The sequence below is a fragment of the Cohnella endophytica genome, assembly GCF_003628305.1.
Lineage (GTDB): Bacteria > Bacillota > Bacilli > Paenibacillales > Paenibacillaceae > Cohnella > Cohnella endophytica.
Genome location: NZ_RBZM01000006.1, coordinates 239,860 through 251,955 on the forward strand (window position 1 = coordinate 239,860; position 12,096 = coordinate 251,955).

The 12,096-nt window shown below is 50.7% G+C and carries 8 protein-coding genes; 6 read left to right on the forward strand and 2 right to left on the reverse strand.

Annotated features, from left to right (window positions below; all coding sequences use genetic code 11):
* Positions 1 to 9: 9 nt before the first annotated feature.
* The 4 genes from D7Z26_RS14905 (at position 10) to D7Z26_RS14920 (ending at position 6,153) form a co-directional block, all read left to right on the forward strand.
* Positions 10 to 2,340 (forward strand): AraC family transcriptional regulator, encoded by a 2,331-nt coding sequence (locus D7Z26_RS14905; RefSeq protein ID WP_120977770.1) that lies wholly within the window; start codon positions 10 to 12, stop codon positions 2,338 to 2,340.
* 194 nt (positions 2,341 to 2,534) lie between these two features.
* A complete protein-coding gene (locus tag D7Z26_RS14910; RefSeq protein ID WP_120977771.1) occupies positions 2,535 to 3,479 on the forward strand; it encodes an ABC transporter permease subunit in 945 nt (314 codons plus the stop codon).
* A gap of 20 nt (positions 3,480 to 3,499) precedes the next feature.
* The gene (locus D7Z26_RS14915) at positions 3,500 to 4,453 is read left to right on the forward strand and encodes a carbohydrate ABC transporter permease (protein ID WP_120977772.1); all 954 of its coding nucleotides are present in this window, start codon (positions 3,500 to 3,502) and stop codon (positions 4,451 to 4,453) included.
* Between the two features lie 140 nt (positions 4,454 to 4,593).
* Positions 4,594 to 6,153, forward strand: coding sequence for an ABC transporter substrate-binding protein (locus tag D7Z26_RS14920; protein ID WP_158602331.1), 1,560 nt, complete (start codon positions 4,594 to 4,596; stop codon positions 6,151 to 6,153).
* Between the two features lie 139 nt (positions 6,154 to 6,292).
* Here the strand turns inward: D7Z26_RS14920 and D7Z26_RS14925 are convergent, their stop codons facing one another.
* On the reverse strand, positions 6,293 to 7,039 hold the full coding sequence (locus D7Z26_RS14925; RefSeq protein WP_120977774.1) for an RNA polymerase sigma factor: 747 nt from the start codon (positions 7,037 to 7,039) through the stop codon (positions 6,293 to 6,295).
* A gap of 187 nt (positions 7,040 to 7,226) precedes the next feature.
* Between D7Z26_RS14925 and clpP the strand changes: the two genes are divergently transcribed.
* Positions 7,227 to 7,820, forward strand: a complete 594-nt coding sequence (gene clpP, locus D7Z26_RS14930) for an ATP-dependent Clp endopeptidase proteolytic subunit ClpP (protein ID WP_120977775.1) — start codon at positions 7,227 to 7,229, stop codon at positions 7,818 to 7,820.
* A gap of 7 nt (positions 7,821 to 7,827) precedes the next feature.
* Here clpP and D7Z26_RS14935 read toward each other — a convergent pair whose 3' ends face one another.
* Positions 7,828 to 10,890: a hybrid sensor histidine kinase/response regulator gene (locus D7Z26_RS14935; RefSeq protein WP_120977776.1), complete on the reverse strand. Its 3,063-nt coding sequence runs from the start codon at positions 10,888 to 10,890 to the stop codon at positions 7,828 to 7,830.
* A 132-nt stretch (positions 10,891 to 11,022) separates the two neighbouring features.
* On the opposite strand from D7Z26_RS14935, the gene D7Z26_RS14940 reads away from it, so the two are divergent.
* Entirely contained in the window at positions 11,023 to 12,090 is a 1,068-nt protein-coding gene (locus D7Z26_RS14940) for a LacI family DNA-binding transcriptional regulator (protein WP_120977980.1), read from the forward strand.
* Positions 12,091 to 12,096 lie beyond the last annotated feature (6 nt).

A 12,096-nucleotide genomic window follows, 5' to 3' on the forward strand; every position in this document is an offset into this window, starting at 1 on the left:
CGGCTTACGATGCGGGTGCTGGGTCTCTATAAATCCAAAAAGTATTTGCAACGGGTTCTAATCTCCATCATGTTGTCGATGGTGTTGGTAATGTCGGCCTTATCGATTACGAATACGTTTATTCTGGAAAAGTCGGTCAAGAGGAACCAAGAGGCATCCAACTTAAAGGTTCTTACGCAAATTCAATACAACCTCTCTTATATGAACGAAATCATTACCCATCTTTCGATTTTCGTGTATCGGGATAATATCCTTATTCCGATGATGTTCGAGAACGATCTTCCCAAAATGGATTTGATTCGCGGTTATCAGAGACTGAATACCATATTGGAGAGTTCCTCCTTCCTGCATTCCATCGTCGTCTACAATCATAGCCAGAATAAGCTTTACGGAACGACGACTCCTTTCCTCTTGGACGATGGCGTGACGGAAGCGAAGATCAGGAAGTGGCTGTTCGATCCTTCGAGCCCGCACAAGAATTCAAGGCTGATTCCGGTCAGCCTGGAGAAGAAATCCGGGCAGATCGACGCGTTCGCGTTCATTGTCGCCGATTCTTTGAACGTGTTCAATAGCAGCGAGTCCGCGATCATTCTGTATATCAAATCCGACTGGGTATTCGATAGCTTGAAGAAAATGAACGTGGGCAGCGACCGGGAAATGGGAGAAGTCTATATCGCGGACGACGACGGCAGGCTGTATTCGTCCAGAACCGATAATCTGGTCGCGAGCGAGAAGGATCAGATGCAGGTCAAACAGCTCATAGACGGGGACAAAAAAGCGATGAACCGGCAATCGGGGTTCGTTATCGGAAACGTGGCGGGCAAGAAAAGCATGATTACATACATGGATGACGGCATGCGTAATTGGAAAATCGTTTATATTCAATCTTACGACAAGCTGATGCAGGATGTCAGACAGACGAGGCTTCAGTCTATCATGATCTCGGTCATTTTCCTCGTCGTCGCGATCGCCTTATCCATCGGGGTGTCTTATAAGCTTTACCATCCGATAGAGAACATGCTGCAACGGCTCCGACTGCACGTCCCGGGCAACGACCAGTCGGATCCCAACGAACGGGATGAGCTCTCTTTGATGAGCAACCGGTATTTGAAGCTATCCGACAAGCTGCACGAGATCAGCTCCGAGCAGATCGTTAACAAATATTACATTCGCAAATTTCTTACAGATAGCCAGATGTTCTCCCACAACGATATGAAGGATCTAATAGAAAAGCACAACCTCAACATATCCATAAGCAAGGAAATCATCGTTTGCGTGCTTCAAATCGATCACTATCCGGAATTCGACCGAATGACGACGGGCGCGACGAAGAAAATGTACAGTTTTGCGATGCTCAACATCGCTCAGGAAATGATGTCCGAGAGCTACCCTTGCGAAGCCGTCGAAATCCGGGGAGATCACGTCGTTCTGATCGTCTCCAAGAGCGATCGGGAAACCGACTTCCGGCAGGTTCATCCCATTATCAAAGAAATTCAGGACAAAATCCATCAATACTACAACCTTTCTTTATCTTGCGGGATCAGCGATACGATATCTCAATTCCCGTATCTCGCGTCCGCATACAGCCAAGCTATCCAGCTTATCCCTTACCGGATCGTAAGGGGAAACAAGTCGATTATCACGTCGGAGGAAGTAAAAGCGAATTTATCCAACAAACAAGTGGCGTTGCCGGATTCGATCGAGAAAAAGCTGTCGGAGGCACTGAAGAAGGGGCAAATGTCCGAGGCCGGAAGCGAATTGGAGAAGGCGTTCTCGATATTGTCGACGTTCCATTACGACGATATGCTGCGTGCCGTATCGAACCTAAGCTGGATTATCAAGAATACGGCCATGGAAATATCGAGCAACCGGATCGTCCAATTGGACAGGGATATGGATCATATCTTGAATTTATCGCAGGAGAAAGAAACTTTGGAGGAGATGTACGTTCCTCTCTTGTCCGCCTGCGCCCAGATTTGCGGAATCGGAAGGCCGGCAACGATGGAACGCAACGATATGATTCTGGAAACGATAAAGGAATTGATCGAACAGAAATATTCCGATCTGAATCTAAGCCAGCAATCGATCGCATCCAACGTGAAGCTTACGTCGGCCTATATCGGCAAGCTGTTCAAAGATAGCACGTCCATGTCCATTACCGAGTATATTAACGATATTCGCTTGAAACATGCGCAACAATTGCTCGAGAGCGATAAATATACGATTCAAGAAATCATGGAAAAGTGCGGTTACTCGAACTCAAGCTACTTCTTCCGGTTGTTCAAAACGAAATTCGGAAGCACGCCGAAGGAATACCGCATGAAAAAGATGCTTTTTTAGAAGAATAAACGCGGCTTGACCCGTATTCTTAGACCCGTAGAGGGTTCGAGAATGCGGGTTTTTTGGTTCGTATACGCGAATAATGCATGGAATCGAATTTTGTACGCTTCGGGTTTATGCCTTTTCGAACATTGTATCGTATTTTTATTCCGGGCCATGTGGCAAGATTGGCATCACAAGGAGGAGATAGAGACATGGATAAGCGCAAAAGGGGATTAAGCGGTATCGTCTCAAGGGAGATCGTACACTTACGCAAGAACAGAGAGTTGCTCATACTCGCGATTCCCGGAATCCTATACAAACTCATTATCAATTATTTGCCTCTCATAGGATTGATCCTAGCGTTTAAGTATTACAGGTATGACCGGGGCATTTTCGGCAGCAAATGGGTAGGGCTGGACAATTTCAAGTTCTTATTCAAATCGCAAGACGCGTATCGGCTAATCCGGAACACGTTAGGCTACAACTTTGTTTACATCATACTGGGCACGATCGTCGCATTAACGTTCGCGCTCTTGTTAAATGAATTGACCGGTCGAATGATCAAGGTATATCAGACGACGATGTTCTTGCCGTACTTCCTGTCGATGGCTCTGATCGGATTCGTTACCTATGCTTTCTTGGAAAGCAAGAGCGGGTACTTGAACCAAATTTTCGTTTCAATCGGTTTAGAACCCCATAAATGGTTTTTCGAAACGAAGCCATGGCTATTCATTCTGCCGATCGTTGCCGTGTGGAAGGGCGTAGGCTTCTCCACGCTCGTGTATTATGCGGGAATTATGGGAATCAGCAGCGAGTATTACGAGGCGGCCAAGCTGGACGGCGCATCGCGGTTTCAGATGATGATGAGAATCACGCTTCCGCTGCTCAAACCCCTTATTATCATTTTGTTCATCTTAAGCTTGGGCAATATATTCCGCGGAGATTTCGGGCTTCACTATTTCGTTCCGAACAACGTAGGGTTGAACTTTGCCACTACCGATATCATCGATACTTACGTTTACCGTGCCCTGAAGCTAAGGAACGATATCAACTCGGCGGCAGCCGTAGGCTTCTTGCAGTCCGTTGTCGGTTTCGTTACGGTCGTAGGCGCCAATATAATCGTGCGCAAGGTCGACAAAGAAAACGCCATGTTCTAATCGAATGAAAGGAGATCGCCATGAATACTTCTACGTCTCAAACTACTTCGAACGAAGTTACGGAACTGCGGTTGCCCGAGAACGAAAGCTCCAGGAAACCCGGGCAATCCTCGAATTGGTTCATTAATCTCTTTTTCATCCTCATTTGCGGATTCATCGTCGTACCCTTCGTGCTGGTCATCGCCATCTCCCTTTCTTCCGAACAAAGCATTACGCAGAACGGTTTCCGGTTTATCCCGGAGCAATTCAGCTTTGAAGCTTACCGAATCGTATTCGAAGTTCCGCGGACGATCATAAGGGCTTATGGAGTTACGATATTCATTACCGTCGTAGGCACGGTTATTTCTTTGCTCATGACCGCTTTGATGGCGTATCCGATCTCCCGCAAAGACTTTCGTTACAATCGGCCGTTAACCTTCTACGTTTTTTTCACGATGCTATTTAACGGCGGAATGATCCCGTTCTACATCCTAATGACGCAATACCTTCACTTGAATGATACGTTAGCCGCTCTGATCATTCCGCTCTTGCTAAGCCCCTTCAACATTCTGATCATGAAGGGCTTCTTGGACAAAATCTCGCTCGAAATTATCGAGTCCGCCAAAATCGACGGGGCCAGGGAATTCCGGATTTTCTTCCGAATCATTCTCCCGCTGTCGACGCCTGCGCTCGCCACGTTAGGCTTGTTCATCGCTTTCGCCTATTGGAATGATTGGTATAACGCTCTGCTGTTCATCGATAGCGACAAATACGTTCCGTTACAGTTACTGTTAGTCAGAATTATTACCAAAGTGGAATTCCTAGCTAACTCGCCCTTCGCGACGGCGGCCGATAAGCTTAAATACGCGAGTTTCCCGACTATGTCTGTCAGGATGGCCATGGCAATCGTCGCGGGTGGACCGATGCTATTCATTTTCCCCTTCTTCCAGAGATATTTCGTCAGAGGGATTTCTGTTGGTTCGCTGAAAGGCTAACAACCCGTTGCATGGGACTTAAACAATCATTATTGAAGGGAGGTGAGGGGAGCGGCTTAATGGATCGTTAGGTAATCACGATATAACAAGTATGGGGTTAACAAAGAAGCATGGGGTTAAAAAATACGGAGGTGTCCAGGTTGAATAAAACAAAAAACGGATTAATGAAGCTCTTGTGCATCGTGCTCGTGGTTTCTTTAATGGCTGCATGTTCCAAGAACAACAATAACAATGCTTCCCCATCGGCAAGCGCAAGCTCGCCGGCGGCCTCGGATCCGGCCGCAAGTCCTAGCGAAAGCTCCGCTCCCGATCTACCTGAAGTTAAACTGACATTCTACTATCCGGTCGGTAGCGCGCCAGGAGCGGATCAACAGAAGGTAAACGATGAAATCAATAAATACCTGAAGGAAAAGATCAACGCGACCGTGGACTTGAAACCTCTTACTTTCGATGAATACGAACCTAAATTAAACGCGGTTATGGCTGCGGGCGAAGCATTCGATATCGCTTGGAGCTCCAGAGGCTGGTTGCTTAACTACCAACCGAACATCGACAAAGGCGCCTTCACGGAGCTGACGGACGCCATGATCGAGCAGTACGCGCCGCAAGCGCGCGCTAACATTCCGGATAAATTCTGGCCGGATATGAAAGCGAACGACGGTAAAGTATACGGCTTCCCGATCTACCAAGTTTCCGCGAAAACGAAAAGCTTAGTCGTGCAAAAACGCTTTATCGACAAATACAATCTCGACGTATCGAGCATTCATACTTACAAAGATTTGGAGCCGTTCCTGAAACAAATCAAAGACGGCGACCCTAGTATCATTCCGCTCGGAATGGCGGCCAATAGCTGGGGCTTGTACACGAACCCGGATGACGTTGGCGCGGACGGACTCGCGGCCGTGTACAAGAAAAACGATGCTTCCTATACGAGAATAAAAGAAATCGATCAGTATAACGAGAAACTAGACTTCTATAAAACGTTACACCAATGGTATAAAGCGGGCTATATCAACGAAGATGCTCCGATCATACAGAACATCAATGACCTGAAAGCCAAAGGGAACGTTGCGGTAGGCTTGGAGTTCACGTCCAAACCGGGCGGAGAAGCCGACGAGAAGAACATTAACGGCGGCAATGATGTCGTCTATATTCCGCTCACGGACTCTTACTTCACGGGCATCGCAAGCGCGATGCACGTCATCAGCAGAACATCGAAAAACCCTGAGCGTGCTCTTATGCTCCTTAACCTGCTGAACACGGACAAATATTTGTACAATCTGATATGCAACGGCATCGAAGGCACCCACTATACGAAAACGGGCGACAACACGATCGAGCCGATCAAAGATTCCGGATATGCTCCTAACGGAGACTGGGTATTCGGCGACCAATTCAACGCCTATCTCAAACCGGGTCAAGCGCCCGACGTATGGGAAAGAACCGTTAAATTGAACGATGAAGCCGTCGTTTCCGCCGCGTACGGATTCTCCGTCAACGAAGAGAAAATCAAATCCGAGATCGCGAACATCGAAGCGGCGAAAACGGAATATCGGGTTACGCTCGAGACGGGAGCCGTTGATCCCACGACGATTCTGCCGAAATTCATCGACAAGCTGAAAGCGTCCGGCATCGAGAAAGTCGATGCGGAAGTCGACGCCCAGTGGGATGCGTTCCTGAAAAGCAAAGGCTTGAGATAATTCGAATGAAGCTTGAACGAGAGGCAAGCAAGGGTCGATATTCCCTAAAGCTGTAAGAGAAGGCGTGCCTTGGCGTCATAGGAAAGGGGAGGTCGCAAGTCGTCGCGGAATCGCGATGTCTTGCGGCCTCCCCTTTGGTTTACGCGGCGAACGCCATAGACGGAGACAAAGTACCGCGTCTCGCGGATGCGGACGACGACGTTTGAAGGCGCCTGCTTTGCAGCAGGGCGATCGCCGGAGCGAATTCCGACTCGTTGTGCTGCATAAGCGCGAGCAAGGCATCGATGTCCCCGATGCGATACGCGGTAGCCAAGGCTCTAAGAACTTCAGAGAGCCCTTCCTCCTTGGGCGCGGCTAACATTTCCTTGTCGATAGCCTCTCTAACGGACGGCAATGTCAAACGCGCCCGATGAAGCGCGGCCTTGATTGCCCCTTCCGAAGTTCCGAGCAGGCTCGCCGACTCCGCGCTGGAGTATCCGAACAAGTCTCGCAGCAGAAATACCGTTCTTTGCAACGGAGACATATGCGCTAGCAAAGCTTGGAATATCGATTCGAGCACGATCGCTCCTTGATCGGGCATCTCGGCTTTCGCGGTCTTCGCCGACGCCTGCTCGGCGCTAATCATTCTGGCCAGCGCCGATTGTCTTCTTGATCGGTCGATCCAAGCGTTACGGGCAATCCGAAGCAAATAGGCTTCCGGATTCGCGTGGTTGAGGCCGATGGCGGAATCGATAGCCTTCAGCCAAGCTTCCTGCGCCAGATCCTCGGCGTCCCAACGGGATTCCGTCAAGCTTAAGCAATATCGACTCAGTGCGCCTTGGAGCCCTTCGACGGCTGAGCGATCCAGCCCGACTTCCGTCGCGGCGATGACAGGGTTCGGGGTCATACGGCACGCTCCTTCGTTTCTTATTTCATGTTATGGATAGAGGTATCCTTATTAAAGTAAACGAATGAACTCCCCCTAAGGGTACGCGATTTATCCAATTTTATTTCTTCTTTTGCCCGTATCTTCGCTGCGCGTTCTTTCGTTTACGTGTCGTAATCGATAATACGCCAAGAAAGAGGGATGACCCATGAGTAATTACGTACCGTACGTCGTCGAACAATCGAGCGGCGGAGAAAGATCCTACGACATCTATTCCCGTTTGCTGAAAGACAGAATCATATTCCTCGGTACGGCGATAGACGAGCAAGTGTCGAATAGCGTCGTAGCGCAATTATTGTTCCTGGCGGCGGAGGATCCGGACAAAGAGATCAGCCTGTATATCAACTCGCCGGGCGGATCCACGACGGCGGGATTCGCCATCTACGATACGATGGAGTTCATCAAACCGCCGGTGCATACGATCTGCATGGGGATGGCCGCTTCCTTCGGATCGTTCTTGTTGCAAGCCGGAGCGAAGGGCAAGCGGTTCGCGCTGCCGAACAGCGAGATCATGATTCATCAGCCTTCCGGAGGCGCGCAAGGACAGGCGAGCGACATCGCGATTAGCGCGAGAAGAATATTGGAGCTTCGCGAGAAGATCGTGCGCATCACGTCGGAACGGACGGGGCAACCGCCGGACAAGGTGGCGAAGGATATCGACCGCGATTATTTCATGACCGCCGAGGAAGCGAAGGAATACGGGCTCATCGATCAAGTTATTACGCAGATCGGTCACGTTTAACGCTGGGTTAAGCGCCATCGAAATGCTCGATCGATAAGAGCACGGTTCTGAGCTTGGCTTCCATATGAGCGAGTTGATTCGCGAGATCGTGCGTTTGGCCGGATCGAACTATATTCTGCAGTTGCCCGGCCGCTTCGGCAAGCTCCGTCGCGCCGATATTCGCCGCAACCCCGGATAGCGTATGGGTTAACGATAATACAAGCTCCCGGTCTTCGCTTACGGCCGCTTGCCGAATCAACTCCACCGCATCGGAATGCTTGCTCGCGAACATGGCGAGGATTTCACGGTAAATTTCGGTTCGATTGCCTAAGCGCTTGAGAGCTCCTGCCGTATCCAAGCCAGGCAGTCCGCCGAAAGAGAGCAAGCCGGCCTCGAGTGCCCCCTTATCGAAGCGGTTCAAAGAGGAGCCGGCAGGCTGCCGCAAAATCCGTTCCAGCATTCCGAATAGCTTAACGGGATCGAACGGCTTGGTGACATAGGCGTCCATGCCCGCCGCCAACACTTGTTCTTTGACCCCTTTCATGGCATCGGCGGTCATCGCGATAATCTTGATGTCGGACGCATTATCCAGCTTCCTGATTTCCCAGGTCGCTTCGTAACCGTCCATGACCGGCATCTGCAAGTCCATGAGGATTAAGTCGTAGCTGGTATGCTTGATTCTCTCGATCGCCGCAAGCCCGTTGCCGGCAACGTCGACGACCGACGCTTTTTGCTTCAGGATTTCTTTGGCCACTTGTTGATTGATCTCGTTATCCTCGACGACCAATATTCGGGCTTGCCGCAAATAGGCATAAGGCTCGGCCGAAGTTAGAGGCTGCACCGGACGAAACCGCTCGGAGAAATAATGCCGGAAAAGCTCAACGATTTCGTTGTAGAGCAGGGAATGGCTAATCGGATAGAAGAGCGTTTTGTCGACCGCGGAATTCGGCGAGCTTTCCGGCAATACGGGCTCATGGTAGGAACTGACCAACAAGAGCTTGGGCACAGGCAGAGCGTGGGCTCCCAGTATGTCGTCGATCATTTTGTCCATCCCCGGATCGGTCGGCTTCCATTCCAACACGACGAGCTCGTATCTATTGTTCGACAGGATGAGCCCGATCGCTTCACCTTCCGTTGCGGCCAGATCGACAAGGAAAAGGAACTGCTCGAACTGAGTCTTCAGCACGATCCGCATCTCGGGATCGCGACAGACGAGCAATATGCGAAGCGGACGCCAAACATTGCCGTCTAGCCGTGAAGCCGGCATATTAACGGGGATCCCCGGATTCATTCGGCTGTACGGGGCCGCGACTTCGAAACGTGCCGTGAAGGTGAACCGGCTACCTTTGCCGACTTGGCTCTCTGCTTGGATCGTTCCGCCCATGAGCTCCGCCAGACTTTTGCTGATCGCAAGACCGAGACCGGTGCCGCCGTATTGCCGCGTCGTGGACATATCGGCTTGGGTAAATTCGCGGAATAGCCGGTCCATCTGATCCTTCGTCATGCCGATGCCCGAATCGGTAACGGAAAATCGGAGCATAAGGCCAGTCTGCGCGTCAGTAAGCAGTTTATTGTCATCTACCGTCGTCGCTTCGATCGCGATTTCGCCTCGGTCGGTGAATTTCACGGCGTTATTCGCGAGATTGGTCAGGATTTGCCCTAGCCGAAGCGGATCGCCGACGAGCATTTGCGGAACTTCATGATGGATGGAGAAGCGCAATCTCAATTGCTTGTCGTAGGCTTTGTAGCCGATGAGATTCGAAACGTTGTTAAGCACTTCGTACAGGTCGAATTCGACAGCCTCGATGCTCATTTTTTTCGCCTCGATCTTGGAGAAGTCGAGGACGTTATTAACCAAGGCCAGCAAGTTTTCCGCCGAATGCATCGTTTTGCTTACGTAGTCCTGCTGCTGCTCCGTTAGCTCGGATTGGCGAAGCAAATGACCCATGCCGATGACGGCGTTCAGAGGCGTGCGAATCTCGTGGCTCATGTTGGCGAGAAACTCGCTCTTCGCCCGGCTGGCGGACTCCGCGGTTTCCTTCGCAACCGCCAATTGGGCGTTTTTGTTCGCAAGCTCCGTCGTGCGTTCTTCCACGAGATCTTCGAGATGCTCCTTATAATGCATGAGCGCTTTTTGCTGTTGTTTCATTTTCGTCACGTTATGGCCCGTTCCCATCACCTCGACGATCATTCCGTTCTGGTCGAAGATTGGAGAAAGCGTGTAATGATAATTCTGGCGCTCGCTTCCGGGATAAAACCGGTCGCCTTCGAACGATTTCGATTGTTTGGTCGCCAGAACTTCTCCCAACGTCTGCCGCCAGAGGTTGAGGTCGTATTCCGAGGGAATGAGAGTCGTTATGTTAAGTCCGATTAACTCATCGGTTCGCATCCTTAGAAATTCCGTCATCTGATGGTTGACTTGCGTCAGCTTCCCGTTCAGATCGCAGCAGTAGATGAGATCGGGTGAATTCTCGACGAGGGAACGGTATTTTTCTTCGTTTTCCTTTAACTTTCGTTCGGTTTCGTATCTCTTGTATTCGAATGAAATCAAAGAATAGAAAAGCGGCGTAGTCAACAAATGAAATAAGAGAAAACTAAGGGCGTAATCGCCATAAAATAGCTTTTGCGTTTCCGGAGGCGCAAGCAGCGCCCAAGCCAGAGTCTGCACGCCGACGATTAACCCGAGGAGCCACAGGTTTCTTTCGAGGCCTTTCTCGTGAGTCCGCTTCAATCGGTAAGCCGTGAAACTGATCATGTAAGTCGTCAGAATGGCCCCTACGGGGAAAATAATGGCTCCTCCCAAGGAGATCCGATAGCCGGCGAGGAACACGGTCGTGATGAGTCCCGATAGAGGACCGCCGAAAATGCCGGAGAGCAGAATGCTGATGAGCCGAACGTCCATATGCAAGCCTTGCGAAATAATCAAGGGCATTTGCATGATAACGAAGCCCATCGCTGCATAAGCGATCCCGTTGATCACGGATTGCATGCGAGGCGATCGGGTACTCATGAAAGGATAAAGCCGTCTCATGAGAAAGACGAATGTGACCAGTACGGCGCTGTACTGCGCAAAATAGACAAGAATATCCACTGCGGCACCCCTATGTCGTTATCTCTTTGTCGAATGTTCCCGAATCGGCTGCTGATAAATCTATCATCGGCATTTCGCGGGCGTGACGTAAGAGAGGTTTGCGACTTGACGATCATTCAAGCTCGTGCCATAATGTACACGCGTACATTATTCATTGACGGACAGGAAGATTACCCATTGACGAATCGCAAGGAAGTCGCCAGACTGGCAGGCGTATCGGAAGCAACCGTGTCGCGCGTACTTAACGGAATCGGCCCAATGAAGGATTCAACGAAGAAGCGGGTTTTGGATGCGGCCAAGCAATTGAACTACGAGTTGAACGCGGTCGCCTCGAGCTTCGCCAGGGGGAGAAGCGGCAATCTTGGCGTCGTGATGCCGCATGTTCCGAAAGTACATCTGTTCTCCACCTATTATTTCTCGGAGCTTCTAAGCGGCATCGGCGAAGCCGTTCGCTCGAAGGGATATGGGCTCCTATTGCTGTTTCGCGACCCGGCCGCGGAGTTCGACTACGTGTCCTTGTACCGAACGCAACGCGTGGATGCTTGCCTGATCTTAGGGGCCAGCGCGATCGATTCGGAGATCGCCGGCATTCATCGCCTAGCTGAGGCAAGTTTGCCGTTCTGCGTCATGGACCAACGATTCGAGCATTCGGGGCTTAGCATCGTGGCGGCGGATCACGAACAGGGCAGCTACGACGCGGTACGGCATTTGATCGACGGAGGCTGCACGCGTATCGGCTTCCTAAACGGTTCTCCGCAATATTCCAACAGCCAAGACAGGCATGAGGGGTACTTAAGAGCGCTTGCGGAAGCGGGAATCGAGCCGGACGAATCGATTTTCTACGAAGGCAACTATAGTCGCACGAGCGGAAGACGGGCGGCGGAAGCCGTCTATCGGGATCTCGGCCGGTTAGACGCGATCTTCGTCGGCAACGATCGAATGGCGATCGGGCTGATGCAAGCATTAAGGGAAAAAGGCTGTCGGCTTCCGGACGACCTGAAAATCGTGGCATACGACGACTCGGATGCGGCGAGCTTCACGGAGCCTCCGTTAACTACGGTAAAGGTCCCGTTCTACGACATGGGAAGATTGGCCGCGGATAAGCTGCTTGCCAGATTAACGGATAAGGATCAGACGGACGGCGTGATCAACGAGAAATTGCAAACCGAACTTAAAATAAGAAAATCAAGCGGCAATTAAGCGGAA